The sequence below is a fragment of the Thalassomonas actiniarum genome, assembly GCF_000948975.2.
Classification (GTDB): Bacteria; Pseudomonadota; Gammaproteobacteria; order Enterobacterales; family Alteromonadaceae; genus Thalassomonas; species Thalassomonas actiniarum.
In genome coordinates this window covers 6348491-6365500 of sequence record NZ_CP059735.1, presented here as the reverse complement: position 1 = coordinate 6365500, position 17010 = coordinate 6348491, and the positions used below count along the sequence as shown (strand labels likewise).

Below are 17010 nucleotides of genomic sequence, written 5' to 3'. Positions count from 1 at the left end.
TTCAGATGTATTTAAATCGCTTATTTATTTTATTATTTGCCGTGTTGCCACTGTTTATTATGGCAAGTGAGCAAGTTGAACAGACAGAAGAAGAAAAATATCAGCAGTGGGCACAAACCTTCTGGCAGTCATTGGATCGCCAGTCGGGAGAAATTAAATTAGCCGGTGCTGTGGCCACTTTAAATGTACCGCAAAGCTTTTATTATCTAACGTCGGCAGATGCCAAGAGGGTATTGGAAGAGGTCTGGGGTAATCCCCCGGGACAAGATACCTTAGGTATGTTGTTTCCTGCCGATACTACGCCGTTTGACCCGGACTCCTGGGCCGTCACCATAGAATATGAAGAAGATGGTTATGTTTCCGATGAAGATGCCGATGATATTAATTACGATGAGCTGCTACAAGAGATGAAGTCGCAAACCCGGGCGGCAAGCAGTGACAGGGTCGAGCAAGGTTATCAGCCGATAGAGCTTATCGGTTGGGCGGCTCCGCCTTTTTATGATAAAAACTCCCATAAACTTCACTGGGCTAAAGAAATTAAATTTGGCGGTATGGAAACGAATACCCTAAATTACAATATCCGGGTATTGGGGCGCAAAGGCGTATTGGTACTGAATTTTATTGCGCAAATGGATCAAAAAGACCTGATTGAAGCCAACCTGGCCTCGGTATTGGCGTTGGCTGAATTTGATTCCGGTTCCCAGTATGCCGACTTTGACCCGGATATTGATGACGTTGCCGCTTATGGCTTAGGGGCGTTAGTGGCGGGTAAAGTCATCGCCAAAACCGGTTTTTTTGCTGCGGCGCTGATCTTTTTGAAGAAGTTCGGGGTGATTATTGTGGTGGCCATCGGAGCCTTTATTAAACGGCTGCTTAGTCGCAAGAAGTCTAAGGCTTGATAAAGCGTTTGCTAATCAGCCAAAGTTGGCAGCAATAATAAAAGTGCATGCAGGGGTTGTCGGGAGATTACTATCAGACTTGCCCTGCTCACTCATTTCGGTTTTCTTATGCTAGCGGATTAACCTTTAGGGGGGTTATGGGCAAATTCGATACGGTTGCCGCTTGGTTCCCGGATCATCATGTGTTTGGTTGGCCCTTTGCCATTGAGCTCGGGGGCAAACTCAATCACCACTCCCGGGGTATTCACAAAGCGCTGATGTAATAAATCTAAGGTTTCAAAACTGTCAACCGTTAACGCCAAATGATGCAAACCTATGTTGGTTTTCCGGTTGAAGGCAACCGCCTTTTCCGGATCTTTTGCCTGCCACAGGGTGATAAATAACTTACCGTCACTGACAAACTTAGCCGGATAGGAAGGAACTCCGCCCTTGAGCTGCCAGCCTAAAGTATCGGTGAAAAAACGGACGCTTTGATCTAATTTCGACACGGCCAGACCTAAATGGTTAATTCCCTGCGTCATCACTTGTGCAGGTTTACCGGATGTTTTTTCCGAGGCGTGAACCGCAGGCGTCATAACGGTTACAGCTATGCCTAATAAGCTTGTGAGCAAATAAATGCGGATGTTGGTGCTTTTTCCTGAGCGGCTAAATTTTTGCATTAGGGGATCCTGTGGCGGTTTCTGGTTGTCAAGTAAATGCGTGTCAGGTAAACATAGACAGGCGTTAGCCGATGATTCTTTCGGATAATCTTTTGAACAATCAGGGGGAATGCGCTTATCAAGCCACCGCACCTGTAAATTGGCGCAGTGGCTTAACCCTTTATTTATAGGTTGACGGGGTTACGCCCCCCTGTTGACGGGTGAGTACAATTTCATCCGGGTTTATAACAATACGGACCTTTTGCCCGGTAGCAAAACCGGCCTGGTGCAGCCATTTTCCCCTGAGTACAAGACAAGGTTCAAGGTTGACCGGTACATAGTTAATGCCGATGCCGCGGGTTTTCGTTGCCGACTCGCAGGTGGTTTCCAGCACGGTAAGCTGGCGGTAGCTGGGATATTTTACTTTTGCCGAGTTAAGCTCTGGCGTATGATGATATTCAGCCATGACGGACTCCAATTAGTTCGTTTTGGTTAGCTGTCTCCGGGTGTTCGTGCACTCGGGGATAGCGCTTGGTTTTACTGCCTCCTTGGATGATAAACATCCCCTTAATTCATAGCCTAAAAGGCTGGATAAATCAACAATACTGGATAGGTTATCAGGCTATATTGCTACCCGATATTAAAAGTGCAGTAGTATGTTGAATTAGTAGTGTTTTTTATCCGTTGCATTGAGTTTTTTGAAAACTTTTTCCGTGATATATAGCAATGTTATCGGCGCATTTTTAAAACGTATTTTTACCGGGGAAAAGCCCAGACCGTGAAGTTTATATGTAACCAATGCCAGAGAACGATTTTTAACCGCAGGTTGGAGCATTGTGAATTTTGCGGTGCTCAAATCCCCGAGCAGCTCAGGTTAACAACACAAGAGCAAGAAGAACTGGAAGACGAATACCTAGAGTCCAGGCGGCATAAGGGGAGCATTAGCCGGGAACCCGCTACTCGGGGAGGGGACTTTAGCTCTGACTGGTGCTGGGACGAATAAGCGCGCAATAAAAAAGGGTGAACTTGAGTCACCCTTTTTTGTGCATGTAAGTAATCCGGCCGATTCTAAAATCTTGGCAATAGACTGCACCAGATAATCAACATTTTTGTTGGCGTTGTTGGCGTTGTTGGCGACATACATACGGTTTTAATTTACTATGCGGATACTGATTTGTCCGGTATAGCAGTATTTTTTCAATGTATTCAGTGTTTAAACACAGGCCCAAGCTTTCTTATTGCCGGGGTATGCGGGGACTAACAATATCTATTGATAATAGCTATAATGCCGGCCACAAGTTTTTCATCATACCTGTTTGTTCTGTGAGTTCCTCCGGTTTAGGAGATTTAACTTTAATCACTTCAAAAACTCTCTCTCAACTTTAGGTGTAAAGCATTTTAAATTAACTATAAGGATACTTTTGGTGTTCAAGCATACTTTTTTATCGGTGATATGTTGTACTTTACTGGCCGCATGTGGCGGTTCAAGTTCTGGTAATTCGTCGGATCAAACATCTTCGGGTGGTCAGGGTTCCTCCTCTTCAGACGGACAAGAATCTGTATCCGTTCCTTTAGATAGCCAGTTTTATGGTTTATGGACATATGCCGATGTGGCCTATGTCGCTGTTGCTAAAGATACGGTAACAGTATTTACCCATGATCTGGAGAAGGATTGTTATGACTCCGGGTTATTTACTGTAGATGCCAGTACCGAGACATCTTTAACGTCAACAGATGTGGAAACCGGGGAGCAGGCCACATCCAAGTTTGCTTTTGTTGATGACTATCTGAGTATCGAGGAAGAAGGGGAAGTCTTATATTTTCAGCAAGCAGGTTTGTTTAATCCTACCCCCAGTTGCGGTAGTTATCATGATGTTACTGAGGTTGAGGTTGCACTGGATTTGTCGTTTTTGCCTCCTTATGTGGTAATTAACCGGGATGCACAGGATACAGGCAAGGTTGAGTACGACTATGCCATTAGATTTGATGTCAATAAGAGCGGTATATTAGATGCCGGCGATGTTGCCCTCATTATCAGGCACTTTAAATCTGATGCCGAGTATCCTAATAATCATTCCCTTGCCATTACCGAGCTGGAAGGCGATATTTGGTCTTATATGCCGAGACATCAGCAGGATGTTATCGCCAGTGAGCATACCAATACCGAGCTAAATAGTGTTCAGGTTGAGCAATCTGGCAACAGGTTAACTTTTATTATTGATCCGGGACAGCATGCTCTATTAGCCCATATTAATGAGGAAACACCCGTACAAATTAGTACTTTTATTAATTATCCCGAACCAGAGGCTGAAGTGATCAGTGAATGGTCGGATGGCCCCTGGAATTGGAGCAGTAAATTACATCAAGATGCCCTTCCAGATTCTGGTTTTACCCAGCCAAACTTTTATTCGGATATGTTAATTGATGATGCGGCGGCTGATCTCATTCAGGGGGAGTCGATGTGGGTAGATATTACATCGGTGAAGTTTACCTTCACCAAGTAGTTATTTCATCACGGCTAAGATAATTGCCGGGTATAAAAAAGCAGAATTTCCTATACGGAAATTCTGCTTTTTTTTATGGGGGCATTTTACAGTACTTTGGCAATCGACTGCGCCAGGTAATCCACATTTTTGTTGGCGATACCGGCAATGCTCACACGGCTTGAATCTACCATGTAAATACTGAACTCGTCCTGCAGGCGCTGTACCTGCTCAGGGGTAATACCCAGGAAGGAGAACATGCCTTTTTGACGGGTGATAAAGCTGAAATCGCGGGTAATGCCCTGCTCTACCAGTTTATCTACCAGCAGCTGGCGGTTGCCGTTGATGCGGTCGCGCATTTCTTTTAATTCGCCGTACCATTGCTGACGTAATTCGTCGGAGCTTAAAATGGTTTCTACGATAGCCGCGCCGTGTGCCGGAGGCATGGAGTAAATACAACGTACCACGCTCAGCAGTACCGAGTTGGCAATATCCGTGCTGGCGGCACTTTCGCCGATAATGGTACAGGCGCCGATACGCTCGCGGTATAAACCGAAGTTTTTCGAACAGGAGCTGGCCACCAGCATCTGCTTGACGTTATCCGCCATTAAGCGCAGGCCGTAGGCATCTTCGTCCAGACCGTCGCCAAAGCCCTGGTAAGCCATGTCGATTAACGGCGTGAAACCTCTTTCTTTGGCTACTTCTACCACTTGCTGCCATTGCTCGCGGTTTAAATCCATACCGCTCGGGTTGTGGCAGCAGGCGTGCAATAATACGGCATCGTCTTTGCCGACCTGTTTTAACGCCGTTAACATGCCGTCAAAATCCAGGTCTTTGTTTTCGTAGTCGTAATAAGGATAGGTCTTAACATTCAGGCCTGATGCCTGGAATAAACCTGTGTGGTTGGCCCAGGTCGGGTTGCTGACCCAGATGGTGGCGCCGGTTTTACAACTACTGATAAATTCGGCAGCAACACGTAAGGCGCCGGTACCGCCCGGGGTAGAGACAGTGCGGGCACGGTTTTCGGATAATACTTTATGATCGCCGAAAATCAGCTTGCTCATCTCGTCATTAAACAAAGGTGAGCCGGTAGGGCCTATGTATACTTTGGTGTCTTCGGTTTTAAAACGATGCTGTTCAGCCGCCTTGACGCAATCTAAAATTGCGGTATGTCCAGATTCATCCTTGTATACGCCCACACCCAGGTCAATTTTCTGCGGGTTTTCATCTGTTCTATATTTCGCCAACAAGCCTAAAATCGGATCGGCCGGCAAAGCCTTTAAACTACCAAACATGACTCCATTTACCTTTTATTAACGGAGGTTTTTTCTGTGTCGGCGCCATCGCCAGCCAGGATATCAACCCCCAGAGTTTGAGGGCCAAGCATAGCCTAGTTTGGGGGCGAAATTAAAGCCTTATATGGAAAAAAATAACCGCTAAAAGCCATTGGCTGGCACGATAAAATAACGTGTTAGTTTCTGTAACTTTACAGGAAAGATTTTCGGGTAACTTACAGGGTGACAGCTTTGTCATTTGAGCAAGTTACCCGGGATGTATTTACAGGGTAATAAATGGCGATAAATGCGTGCTAAAAGGTGTTGGTTACGGCGGCAATCAAACCGATAATGCCGCCGAAGACGCCGCCCCAGACCACCAGCCAGCCCAAATGTTTGCGGATCATGGTTTGAATGATTTCTTTCACCAGCTGCGGAGTGAGTTCGTTAAGGCGCTTTTCGATAATATCGCTGACCTTGTCGCGCATACCGGCGATAACGCTCGGCTGTTCCAGCTCATCCCTTAGCAGGCTGTTGAATTCATCGCTTTGCGAGATCTCGCCGATGCTGGTTTTCATTTTTTCGATAAAGGGCTCTTTCAGCGGTTGTATCGCTTCGCTGCCGCCGACCATGGCCAGCATGCCGCCAAATGAAGAGTTTTCGATCACCGCCACCAGGTTATCAAACGCCGGGGTTAAATCGACTTTTTCAATCACCGGGGCTAGATCTAAGGTATTGGCCTTGCCTGAACTGTCGGATAAAAAGCGGTCGATATTATCTTCGGTGAAAAACTGCTCCATCATCAGGTCGCGTATGCCTTTTTTGAAATCTTCGAACCGGGCGGGGATCACTCCGGAGCCGTACAGGCCGGGCACCTTTTCAAATAACATATGCACTGCCAGCCAGTTGGTAATAGCGCCCGACAGGGCAAATAAGCCGACGGTAAATAAAATGGGCTGGCTAAGAAAATACCCACCCAGGGTACACAGTAAAGCGAGCAGGTTGGTGATGACACTTTTATTCACTTAAAACTCCGAATGTTAGTGGTTTTTTGGTGATACTTTTTGCCGCACATAGTAACAATCTTGATCTGCAGATCCAATGGCTTTGCATGGCCGCGGGCAAAAAAGCTTGGTCCTGGCCAGGTTGCTGATATGATAATTAACCATTGCAATCACCGGCTTGTTGAGAATACTGGTAAATGAAAACGAATTTAATCACCCGGGGCGGCTATGAACAGCTGCAGCAGGAGTTAACCCATCTGTGGAAAGTGGAGCGGCCGGAAACTACCCAGAAAGTGTCCTGGGCGGCAAGCCTGGGAGACAGGTCGGAAAATGCCGACTACCAATACAATAAAAAACGCCTCAGGGAAATAGACCGCCGGGTGCGTTACCTGACCAAGCGCCTGGAAAGCATTAAAATTGTCGATTATTCCCCGCAGCAGGAAGGCAAGGTCTTTTTTGGCGCCTGGGTGGAAATTGAAAACGACCAGGGAGAAACCTTAAGTTTCCGCATTGTCGGTCCGGATGAAATTTACGGCCGCACTGACTATACCTCGATAGACTCCCCTATGGCCCGGGCGTTATTAAAAAAACAGGTGGACGATGAAGCTGTGGTCAATACCCCAAGCGGGGAGAAAACCTGGTATATCAATAAGATCATCTACAATAAGGATTAGCCGTGCTTCCTGTCTGGCTGATTATTTTCGGCCAGTCGCCAAATTTCAGCCATCAAGGATGTCATCCGGCTGATGAAAATCAATTTTATCGATATTTTTTGCGCCAGAAGCGGCAATATTGAAAAATATGCTGGTAAATCGACGCTATCAAGAGTATATAAAAAGCAATTTTTTTTATCTTAATTTTCGTTAGCCGAAAATCAGCCGGAATGTATTATTCATGACGCAAATTGCCGAGCAAATCGCCAAAGAATTAACCGTTAAAGTTTCACAAGTCAGTGCAGCAATCGCCTTGTTGGATGAAGGCTCTACGGTCCCTTTTATCGCCCGTTACCGTAAAGAGGCTACACAAGGCCTGGATGACAACCACCTGCGCCATCTTGATCAGCGTCTGAATTATTTGCGCGACCTGGAAGATCGCCGCCAGGTGATCCTTACCAATATCGAGCAGCAGGGCAATTTATCAGCCGAGCTTAAAAGCCAAATCCTGGCGGCGGATAACAAAACCCGCCTGGAAGATCTGTATTTGCCTTACCGCCCCAAACGCCGCACCAAAGGACAAATCGCCATAGAAGCGGGCATTGAGCCTCTGGCAGACAAGTTATACCAAGACTGGCAAGTGAACCCCGAGCAGGCGGCGAAAGACTTTATCAATGCCGATTTTAAAGACGAAAAAGCGGTGCTTGACGGCGCCTGTTATATCCTGATCGAACGTTTTGCCGAAGACGCCGATTTACTGCAAAAAATGCGTCGCCATTTATTAAAGCAGGCACACCTGACCAGCACCCTGGTTAAGGGGAAAGAAAAAGAGGCGGCAAAATACCGGGATTACTTTGAACATAGCGAATTGCTGCGTAATGTACCGTCCCACCGTGCCCTGGCCATGTTCCGCGGCCGCAACGAAGGTTATCTTCAGCTTAATATCGATGTTGACCCGGGACAGGAAGACAGCAGTTATTCCAGCGCCGAGCAGCTGATCATGGAACACTTTAACCTGCGCCTTTCCGGACAGGCGGCGGCGGAGTTTTTAACTAAGGTGGTGCGCTGGAGCTGGAAAGTGAAACTTAGCCTGAGCCTGGAAAATGAGTTGTTGGGCCAATTGAGAGAGCAGGCGGAAGTGGAGTCTATTAAGGTTTTCTCCAGCAATTTGAATGATCTGTTAATGGCTTCCCCGGCAGGGGCGAAAACCACCCTGGGACTGGATCCCGGGCTGCGCACCGGCTGTAAAATTGCCGTGGTAGACGGCACCGGCAAGTTGTTATATACCACCACCATTTTCCCGCATGCGCCGCAAAACCATTGGGATAAATCGGTACGCACGTTAGCGAACCTGTGCCAGCAATATAAGATTGAACTGATTGCCATAGGCAACGGCACCGCTTCACGGGAAAGCGATAAACTTGTGGCTGAAGCGATTCAGAGTCTGGAGTCGCTTAAACCGAGAAAAATTATGGTCAGCGAAGCCGGGGCTTCCGTTTATTCCGCCTCCGAATTTGCCGCCAATGAATTCCCCGAGCTGGATGTTTCCCTGCGCGGTGCGGTATCCATTGCCCGTCGCTTGCAGGATCCGCTGGCAGAGCTGGTGAAAATCGATCCCAAGGCGATCGGGGTTGGCCAGTACCAGCACGATGTCAGCCAGAGCCTGCTCAGTAAAACCCTGGACGATGTGATTGAAGATTGTGTAAACGCCGTCGGTGTCGATCTTAACAGCGCTTCCGTGCCTTTACTGACCCGGGTTTCCGGCTTGACCAAGACCATGGCGCAAAATGTGGTGGTGTTTCGTGATGCCAACGGCCGCTTTAATAACCGTAAAGAACTGATCAAAGTGCCCCGCCTCGGGCCTAAGGCTTTTGAGCAGGCGGCGGGTTTCCTGCGTATCGCCAATGGCGACAATCCGCTGGATAAATCCGGCGTGCACCCGGAAACCTATCCTGTGGTAGAGCAAATTACAAAAGTGTTAAACAGTGAGTTGGATGCGGTTTTAGGCAACGGCGAATTGTTGAAACAACTTAAGGCACCAGAGTTGGTTACGGACAAATTTGGTGAGTTAACGGTGCAGGACGTGATCAAAGAGCTGGAAAAACCCGGCCGCGATCCCCGTCCCGAATTTCAAACCGCGACCTTCCAGGAAGGGGTCAATACCATTGCCGACTTAAAAGTGGGCATGATCCTCGAAGGGGTGATTTCCAATGTCGCCAACTTCGGCGCTTTTGTCGATGTCGGCGTGCATCAGGACGGCCTGGTGCATATTTCCTCGTTAACCGATAAGTTTGTCAGCGACCCCCGGGAAGTGGTGAAAGCCGGCGATATTGTGAAAGTAAAAGTGGTTGAGGTAGACGTTGAGCGTAAACGTATCAGTTTAACCATGCGTCTGGATGATAAAGTCAGCGATAAACCTGCCCATAAGAAAAGTAAGGCTGCCGATGCCGGTAGTCAGCAAAACAAGGGAGCGAAATCCGGCGGCAAGGGCGGAGCCAAGCAGGGTAAAGGCAAAAGCCATAAGCCGAAAGAGCCGGCCAATGCTGCCATGGGCAATGCCTTTGCCGATGCTTTTGCCAAGCTGAAAAAGTAACAATAAAATCAGTTAAAACTTTTGTTAAAAAATAACCAAATAAAAGTTTGACAACGCAAACGATAACTATTATCATTTGCGTTAACTGGTGAGGAGCTAAGATTTATGCCTTATAGCAACTCTCCAGATAGTTTACTGCCAAGTCCTTGTGACCCAGGACGCACAATGGCAAGGCGGTAAATTGCTCGCACATTAAAATTTGTAGTTTGACGGGAAACCGGTTGCGTTATGCAGCCGGTTTTTTTTGCCTGAATTTGTACAAAAAGCGCTGCCGGTTAATTCGGCAGCGCTTTTTTCGGCATATGGCGGTTGTCAGCTTATTTAGCCGGGATAGCCGCCAGTACTGCGACCAGTAATTGCCAATATTGGCCGACAGTGGCGATTTCCACTTTTTCATCCGGCGAATGCGGGAACTTAATCGTGGGTCCGAAAGACACCATGTCCCAATGCGGGTAGGCGGTTTTAAACAGGCCGCATTCCAGGCCGGCATGGATCACCATGATCTCAGGAATTTTGTTAAATAATCCCTGGTAGGTATCCCGTACTACCTGCATGATGGCTGAGCTGGTGTCCGGTTTCCAGCCCGGGTAGGCGCCGGAAAATTCGATTTTTGCCTGTGCCAGTGCAAATACCGACTGCACCATTTGTTGCGCTTCCAGTCTGCCGTCGTCATGTAAGCTGCGGATCAGGGTCAAGGCGACAAACTTAGGGCCTTTACAACGCATCACCCCCAGGTTTAACGAAGTTTCTACTATGCCTTCGATATCGTCACTCATGCGGATGACGCCGTTAGGGCAGGCATTAAGGGCTCTTAAGATGGTCTTTTGCTTATCCAGGTTCCAGCAGGTCTCGAAGGTTTCCGGCGAAATCAACAGCATGTCGATATCGGTTTCTACCCCGGCCAGATTGTGGCGTATGGTTTGCAGGTAGTCGTCCAGTGCCGCTTTTAACGGTTCGATTTGTGCATTGGGCACGACAAAACTGGCATTGGCTTCACGCGGGATGGCGTTGCGCAGGCTGCCGCCGTTTAATTCGGTTAAACGGATGCCGAAGCTGTCGCTGGCTGTCAATAAGAAGCGTACCAGCAGTTTGTTGGCATTGGCACGGCCGGTGTGGATATCGACGCCGGAATGACCGCCTTTGAGGCCGGAAATGGATAAGTTAAAAGCCTGGCTATCGGCAGGCACAGTATCAAAGTCAAGATCAAAGGTGACCGAGCCGTCGATGCCGCCGGCACAACCCATATACACTTCCCCTTCCTGTTCGGAATCGGTATTGATCAAAATCTCCCCTTCGAGCCAGCCCGGTTCCAGGCCAAAGGCGCCGGTCATGCCCGCTTCTTCATCGATAGTGATTAATACTTCTAATGGCCCGTGGGGAATATCATTGCTGGCCAAAACTGCCAGCGCAGACGCCAGGCCGATACCGTTATCGGCGCCTAAGGTGGTGCCTTCTGCAGTCACCCAGTCGCCGTCGATATAAGGGCGGATAGGGTCGGTCAGGAAGTCATGCCGGGTGTCGGCATTTTTTTGCGGCACCATATCCATATGGGCTTGTAAGATCACGCCTTTGCGGTCTTCCATGCCGGCTGTGGCGCCTTTGCTGATGATCAGGTTGCCGACTTTATCTTCTTTTACCGCCAGATCCAGCTCTTTGGCCCAGTTCTGGATCCAGGCGGAGACTTTTTCTTCGTGTTTAGACGGGCGTGGAATGGCACAAAGGTTGTCGAAGATTTGCCACAGGCCCTGAGGTTGTAATTTTGCGATATCGCTCATAAGAATTCCCTAATAAGCTTATTGAATTTTGGAGTAATTTTTTGATTAGCGCCGTTCTTTCGCTTCCATGCGATCACGGCATACCGTTCTTCCTGAACATAAACGCCGGCGGAGCCAGCGTTTGTAAAGTGATAAGAGCTTATTTACTGGCCATTAAAAATTGCCATTGCTCATTAAAGTCATCACTGGGTTTTTTGCTGAAACTCGAACGCACGTACTGGCTGATTTTACCCTCGGTGTAAGACACCAGCATATTGGCCAGCGCCTGCTCCGGGATATCAAAGCCTTTGCCTTCGCGTAGTTTGCGCTCACGCAATACCTGCTTGAACTGGGATTCGAGTTTTTCAAAAAACTGGTTCACCCGGATACCTAAACGTTCATTTTCTCCCATGATGGCATCGCCGGATAAAATGCGGCACATGCCCGGGTTACGCTCTGCAAAAATCAGCATTACATGCAGGATATGGTGGCAGCGGATCAGGGCTTCTTTATGGTCTCCCAAGATCAAATTGATACGGGAAAAAATAGACTCTTCAATAAATTCGATTAAACCTTCGAACATCCGTGCCTTGGAAGGAAAGTGGCGATATAAAGCCGCTTCAGATACGCCTACTTCGGCCGCGAGCTTTGCCGTAGTAATACGCTGTCCCGGGCTGGTTTGTAACATCAACGCCAGGCATTCTAAAATTTGTTGCTTACGATTTGGTTTCTGATTAGCCGACATACAACTTATTTCTCTGATTTATTGTTATGGCGGACTTTACGGAGCCCGCCTTATTTTTTGACGTGATTGTATAATGTTCTTTAGCAGCAATCCAACGTCAAACTAGGGTTATTTTACTTTAATCTTTATTCTGTGGATGAATTTTTTGCCTGGTAGGCTTGATTGATTATCGTTACCAGCTGGCTGGCCACTTGCTGTTTATTCGCCAAAGCTATCTCGGTGGCAGAGTCGGCGCTAAATACCGTCAGGGCGTTGTCTTCACTGTTAAATCCCTGCCCTTCCCTGGCGACGTCATTGGCGGCGATCAGGTCCAGTTTCTTACGGCTGAGTTTGCCGCGGGCATATTGTTCGACATCCTGGGTTTCTGCGGCAAAACCTACGGTAAAGGGACGCTGACTCAGGGCGGCAACATCGGCGACGATATCCGGGTTTTTAACCAGTTTGAGCACCATGTCATCGGCGGTTTTTTTTATTTTTTGCGTGGCGACATCCGCGAGGCGGTAATCGGCTACCGCGGCGCAGGCGACAAAAACACTGGCCTTAGGGGCAAGTGCCATGGCCTGTTGATGCATTTCCAGGGCGCTGTTTACCTGGATAACCCGGCACCCCTGGGGAGGGGTTAAGTTTACCGGGCCTGAGATCAGGGTCACCCGGGCACCGGCATTTACCGCGGCGCGGGCAATGGCATAGCCCATTTTCCCTGAGCTGTGGTTGGAAATATAACGTACCGGATCTATGGCCTCCCGGGTGGGGCCTGCGGTGAGCAGCCAATGTTGCCCTGCCAGGGTTTTTTCCTGATATCGCTGGCAGCAAAGCCGGGTTAATTCTTCCGGTTCCAGCATACGGCCCAGGCCGACATCGCCGCAGGCCTGTTCGCCTGCACCCGGTCCCCAGATAGTGACCTGGCGCCGTGTAAGGATGTCGACATTGGCCTGGGTGGCGTCGGCATGCCACATTTGCTGGTTCATGGCCGGGGCCACGACTATAGGGGCGGCGCTGGCTAAACAGATAGTGCTGAGCAGGTCGTCAGCCATGCCCGTTGCCAGCCGGGCCAGGGTATTGGCGCTTGCCGGGGCGATTACAATCAGATCCGCCCATTTGGCAAGTTCTATATGCCCCATGGCCAGTTCCGCCTGAGGGTCCAATAAGCTGTCGGCAACCGGGTTGGCTGACACCGCCTGTAAGGTCATCGGGGTAATAAAGGCTTTCGCGCCCTGGGTCATTACCACCCTGACATCGGCCCCCTGCTCTTTGAGGCGCCTGACCAGTTCCGGGGTTTTATAGGCTGCTATTCCGCCGGTGATCCCAAGAACAATTTTTTTGTCCTGAAGAATTTGCATAACCTGCTAATCTTAAAAATGTTTGCTGACAAGATAACATTATTGACGGTAAAAATCTCTTACCTATCGCTTTCTATCACTGCAAGGTTACGGAATAACTTATGTTAAAGGACTTGCCTGATCTCGAACGTCCCAGGGAAAAGTTACTGCATTTAGGGGCGGAAAGTTTAACCGATGCCGAGCTGCTGGCGATTTTTTTAAGAACCGGCGTCAAAGGCTGTCATGTGGTCGAGCTGGCGCAACAGCTGCTCAAAAATTTCGGCAGTATTTCCGGGATATACCGGGCGGAGCATGATGAGTTTTGCCAGCAACACGGCTTGGGCAGCGCCAAATTTGTGCAGTTGCAGGCCTGCCTGGAAATGTCGAAGCGTTACCTGGCGGAGCAAATGAATAACGGACAGGAGCTGCTTTCTTCCCAGGCCACCCGGGACTATTTAATTGCCGAATTACGCCACGAAACCCGGGAGATTTTTGCGGTGTTATATCTCAATAACCAGCACCAGGTATTGAAATTTGAACGCTTGTTTTTTGGCACCGTCGATGCCGCGGCGGTTTATCCGCGTATTGTGGTGGAGCAGGCGATAAAACATCATGCCGCGGCGGTGATCCTCAGTCATAACCATCCCTCCGGCCTGGCCGAAGCCAGTATTGCCGATAAACAAATCACCCAAAGGCTGATACAGGCGTTAAATTTAGTGGATATCCGGGTGCTGGATCACATGATAGTGGCCGGCGGCCATTGTTACTCCTTCGCCGAACATGGTGAGCTGGGTTAGCCTTTTTGAAGGAAAACAAGATAAAAACCCGTTAAAAAGCCTGAAAATTTGCAAGCTGGGAATATGGCTATTAGCTTTATAGTTAGGGCTAATTAACATGTGGTTGATTTTTGTGCGAGTTGCATTGAGTTAATAACGAGAGGGTAACCTGATGAGAGATGGTAGTAGTTTAGATATCGAACGCCGGGGGGCTTTTCGACTTGATATGGAAAAAGAACTGGTGGATGTTGGCTGGACCGATGGCGGCGGTCAGCAATACCTGAAAAAAGTCACTTGCGTTGACTTTTCCCGCACCGGGGTCAGGCTCGACAGTGATCAGCCTATTCCGCTGGAGACAAAAACCCATATATTATTTAAAGCGGCCAATCCCGGGAGTAAGTCTATGACCGGGAAAGTGGTGCGCTGTAAAGAGCAAGACAACGGCTGGTTTGAAATTGCATTACAGTTGGATGATTAGTCTTTGGCTATAATAAACAAATAAACCCGGCAGGTGACCATAAAGGACTGGCGATATGATGATATTAGTGGGTGGTGAAAAAGGCGGTAGCGGCAAGAGCTGCCTGGCGCAAAATCTGGCGGTATTTTTTGCCCGGGAAAAGGACGCCATTGTGCTTATGGTGGACTGCGATCCGCAAAGAACCACTTCCGACTGGATCCAGGCGCGTAATACCGATCCGACCTTGCCCGCCATTAACTGTATTCAACTTTATGGTAAAATACGCAATGACTTGCTGAGCCTGAACCAGCATTACGATCATGTGATTGTCGATTGCGGCGGCCAGGATAACCTGGCATTGCGCGCCGCGATGTCGGTGGCAGACCATGTGATCATCCCCTTAAGGCCCAAGCGCCGGGATTTGAAAACCGTGGCCCATATGGAAGATATGCTCAGTACCTGTAAAATGGTCAACCCGAAAATGCTCGCCTCTTTTGTGATCACTCAGTGTCCTTCTTTACCCAATCAGGCCAGCCGCATTCTGGAAGCCAAAGAAGTGTGCAGCTCCTACGGTATTAATGTGCTCGATGCCGTGACTTTTAGCCGTAATGTTTATGATGACAGTGAAGAAAAAGGCTCTTCGGTACTGGAAATCGATGCCGAGGGAAAAGCGGCCGGCGAAATCATTGCTATTGCCGAAGAGATACTGGCGATGAAACCGGACAACTCGCATGAGTTTAACTGATCTTAAAAAATCGAAAAAACCGACGGGGAAAAAGAAAAATTTCACCGTGGATGAATTTATCTCTGATGCGGAAAATTATGCCAAAGGTCAGCCGGAGATAGTGAGCACTGACACCAATGCCGAACTGAAAGAGCCGTTAACTTTGTCTCAGGCGATCTCTGAGGCCCAAAAACACCTTGCCCGACAAGAGCAGCAACAAAAGCCCGCCAAACCTTTTCGTCATGCGACTTTTACCTTAAGCGAAGAAGCGATAGCGCAGTTACAGCTGTTGGCTAATGAAAGCAAGCTGGCCAAATCCCACATTATTCGTATCCTGATTGCCGAGTTATGCAACCAGGAACAGCACGAGCAATTGAAAAAGCTGTTGTCATCTGATACTAATTGAAGCCGCCGGGGCGGTTTTCATTGCTGAGAACGCAGCTACCCGGCAAGAAATCCCGGTGTAAATTTGTCCATATAGACGTATTAAACAACAATATTTGTTGCAAAAACTCGCGATTTCTTTGGCTTTTATTTCTTTAATGTATTGAAATATCTGGTTAAATATATAGTTTTCACTTGTGGGCAGAGAAAAGCTGGCATTCATCATTTAGTTTCTCTATAATATGCCACCTTTTTCAGGATCCCAAGGCGACGGCCGTGGGGCAAGATAGCTCGAGCTGAAATTAATTTTGGAGTGACTCACATGTCTAAAGTTTGCCAAGTAACAGGCAAAAAACCAGTCGTAGGGAACAACCGTTCTCACGCAAGAAACGCAACTCGTCGTCGTTTCTTACCGAACCTTCAATCTCACCGTTTTTGGGTTGAAAGTGAAAATCGTTTCGTTAAATTACGTTTAACCCCTAAAGGTATGCGTATTATCGATAAAAAAGGCATCGATGCTGTATTAGCAGACATCCGTGCTCGCGGCGAAAAAGTTTAAGGAATTATTATGCGTGATAAAATTCGTTTAGTTTCCAGCGCCGGTACAGGTCATTTTTATACTACTGATAAGAATAAAAAGACTATGCCTGAAAAAATGGAAATCAAAAAGTTTGATCCAAAAGCACGTAAACACGTGATGTACAAAGAAGCTAAAATCAAGTAATTTTAGCCTTCTTGACAAAAACCCGGTTTTTACCGGGTTTTTTATTGCCTGAAATTCAGTATCATTAGGTTATTGGTAAACGAGACAGGTGTAGGGATGAAATTATCACGGGCCGGCTGGAATAATGTCATTATTTTTTCTGTGATGGCGATGATTTTACTGATCCACCAGATGAATAAAGGTCTGATGGAGCCGGGGGAAAATAACAGCGGCCAGGAAGTTTATATTATTGACCGCCACAGTGCGATCTTAACCCTGGAAGTCAACCAGCAGCTGGTGATTGAGCGTATCGGCCGTACCTGGCGTGCAACCCCTGCGATAATCACCGGCCAGGCGCTGGATCAGATGATGCTGGCCTGGCAGGATAATAGCGGCACTGTGGTAGAGGCGCCGGCGGGGCTGGAACAGGTCTCTTCCGTGGTGGTTACCCTGCATTTGGCGGGACAGGAGCAACCGCAAGTGTTTAGCCTTTATCCCGTGTCTGAACAGCTGTTTCTTTATCATCACAGCCAAAAGCTCTGGTTATCTTTGCCCTTGCCTATTTACCGCCAGTTGTTACCGCCGTCCCTGTTGTAGTGAGTAT

General features: G+C 48.2%; 19 protein-coding genes. 12 read left to right on the top strand and 7 right to left on the bottom strand.

What is annotated here, in order from left to right:
• Positions 1–5 precede the first annotated feature (5 nt).
• Positions 6–899 (top strand): DUF2167 domain-containing protein, encoded by an 894-nt coding sequence (locus tag SG35_RS27725; protein ID WP_044834334.1) that lies wholly within the window; start codon positions 6–8, stop codon positions 897–899.
• Between the two features lie 119 nt (positions 900–1018).
• On the opposite strand, the gene SG35_RS27720 is transcribed toward SG35_RS27725, so the two are convergent.
• Both SG35_RS27720 and SG35_RS27715 read right to left on the bottom strand, forming a co-directional pair.
• Positions 1019–1558 (bottom strand): VOC family protein, encoded by a 540-nt coding sequence (locus SG35_RS27720; protein WP_236702641.1) that lies wholly within the window; start codon positions 1556–1558, stop codon positions 1019–1021.
• Between the two features lie 160 nt (positions 1559–1718).
• A complete protein-coding gene (locus SG35_RS27715) occupies positions 1719–2003 on the bottom strand; it encodes a SymE family type I addiction module toxin (protein WP_044834333.1) in 285 nt (94 codons plus the stop codon).
• Positions 2004–2315: 312 nt separating this feature from the next.
• Here SG35_RS27715 and SG35_RS27710 point away from each other — a divergent pair, with 312 nt between their 5' ends.
• Together SG35_RS27710 and SG35_RS27705 are read left to right on the top strand one after the other, a co-directional pair.
• Positions 2316–2540 carry a hypothetical protein gene (locus tag SG35_RS27710; RefSeq protein WP_152646708.1) on the top strand — a complete coding sequence of 75 codons (225 nt, stop codon included), beginning with the start codon at positions 2316–2318 and terminating at the stop codon, positions 2538–2540.
• Positions 2541–2961: 421 nt separating this feature from the next.
• A complete protein-coding gene (locus SG35_RS27705) occupies positions 2962–4041 on the top strand; it encodes a hypothetical protein (RefSeq protein WP_044834332.1) in 1080 nt (359 codons plus the stop codon).
• Positions 4042–4127: 86 nt separating this feature from the next.
• Here the strand turns inward: SG35_RS27705 and SG35_RS27700 are convergent, their stop codons facing one another.
• Together SG35_RS27700 and SG35_RS27695 are read right to left on the bottom strand one after the other, a co-directional pair.
• On the bottom strand, positions 4128–5315 hold the full coding sequence (locus SG35_RS27700) for an amino acid aminotransferase (RefSeq protein WP_044834331.1): 1188 nt from the start codon (positions 5313–5315) through the stop codon (positions 4128–4130).
• 293 nt (positions 5316–5608) lie between these two features.
• Entirely contained in the window at positions 5609–6319 is a 711-nt protein-coding gene (locus SG35_RS27695) for a DUF445 domain-containing protein (protein WP_044834330.1), read from the bottom strand.
• A gap of 176 nt (positions 6320–6495) precedes the next feature.
• Between SG35_RS27695 and greB the strand changes: the two genes are divergently transcribed.
• Positions 6496–6972 carry a transcription elongation factor GreB gene (gene greB, locus SG35_RS27690; protein WP_044834329.1) on the top strand — a complete coding sequence of 159 codons (477 nt, stop codon included), beginning with the start codon at positions 6496–6498 and terminating at the stop codon, positions 6970–6972.
• Between the two features lie 220 nt (positions 6973–7192).
• A complete protein-coding gene (locus SG35_RS27685) occupies positions 7193–9544 on the top strand; it encodes a Tex family protein (protein WP_044834328.1) in 2352 nt (783 codons plus the stop codon).
• A gap of 317 nt (positions 9545–9861) precedes the next feature.
• Here the strand turns inward: SG35_RS27685 and SG35_RS27680 are convergent, their stop codons facing one another.
• The 3 genes from SG35_RS27680 to coaBC form a co-directional block, all read right to left on the bottom strand.
• The gene (locus tag SG35_RS27680; RefSeq protein ID WP_044834327.1) at positions 9862–11319 is read right to left on the bottom strand and encodes an aminoacyl-histidine dipeptidase; all 1458 of its coding nucleotides are present in this window, start codon (positions 11317–11319) and stop codon (positions 9862–9864) included.
• Between the two features lie 139 nt (positions 11320–11458).
• Positions 11459–12043: a nucleoid occlusion factor SlmA gene (gene slmA / locus SG35_RS27675; protein ID WP_044834326.1), complete on the bottom strand. Its 585-nt coding sequence runs from the start codon at positions 12041–12043 to the stop codon at positions 11459–11461.
• 125 nt (positions 12044–12168) lie between these two features.
• Positions 12169–13383 carry a bifunctional phosphopantothenoylcysteine decarboxylase/phosphopantothenate--cysteine ligase CoaBC gene (gene coaBC / locus SG35_RS27670; protein WP_044834325.1) on the bottom strand — a complete coding sequence of 405 codons (1215 nt, stop codon included), beginning with the start codon at positions 13381–13383 and terminating at the stop codon, positions 12169–12171.
• Between the two features lie 101 nt (positions 13384–13484).
• Between coaBC and radC the strand changes: the two genes are divergently transcribed.
• From radC to SG35_RS27635, 7 genes are all read left to right on the top strand, one after another.
• Complete coding sequence (radC, locus tag SG35_RS27665; RefSeq protein WP_044834324.1) at positions 13485–14159, top strand: RadC family protein; 675 nt, start codon at positions 13485–13487, stop codon at positions 14157–14159.
• Between the two features lie 151 nt (positions 14160–14310).
• Positions 14311–14616 carry a PilZ domain-containing protein gene (locus SG35_RS27660; protein ID WP_044834323.1) on the top strand — a complete coding sequence of 102 codons (306 nt, stop codon included), beginning with the start codon at positions 14311–14313 and terminating at the stop codon, positions 14614–14616.
• Positions 14617–14671: 55 nt separating this feature from the next.
• A complete protein-coding gene (locus tag SG35_RS27655) occupies positions 14672–15340 on the top strand; it encodes an AAA family ATPase (protein ID WP_044834322.1) in 669 nt (222 codons plus the stop codon).
• Positions 15327–15725: a hypothetical protein gene (locus SG35_RS27650; RefSeq protein ID WP_044834321.1), complete on the top strand. Its 399-nt coding sequence runs from the start codon at positions 15327–15329 to the stop codon at positions 15723–15725. Before SG35_RS27655 ends, SG35_RS27650 begins: the two co-directional genes overlap by 14 nt.
• Before the next feature lie 300 nt (positions 15726–16025).
• Entirely contained in the window at positions 16026–16262 is a 237-nt protein-coding gene (gene rpmB, locus SG35_RS27645; protein WP_084692866.1) for a 50S ribosomal protein L28, read from the top strand.
• Between the two features lie 9 nt (positions 16263–16271).
• Positions 16272–16427, top strand: a complete 156-nt coding sequence (gene rpmG / locus SG35_RS27640) for a 50S ribosomal protein L33 (RefSeq protein WP_044834320.1) — start codon at positions 16272–16274, stop codon at positions 16425–16427.
• 96 nt (positions 16428–16523) lie between these two features.
• Positions 16524–17003 carry a hypothetical protein gene (locus SG35_RS27635; RefSeq protein ID WP_044834319.1) on the top strand — a complete coding sequence of 160 codons (480 nt, stop codon included), beginning with the start codon at positions 16524–16526 and terminating at the stop codon, positions 17001–17003.
• The last annotated feature ends 7 nt before the right edge of the window (positions 17004–17010 follow it).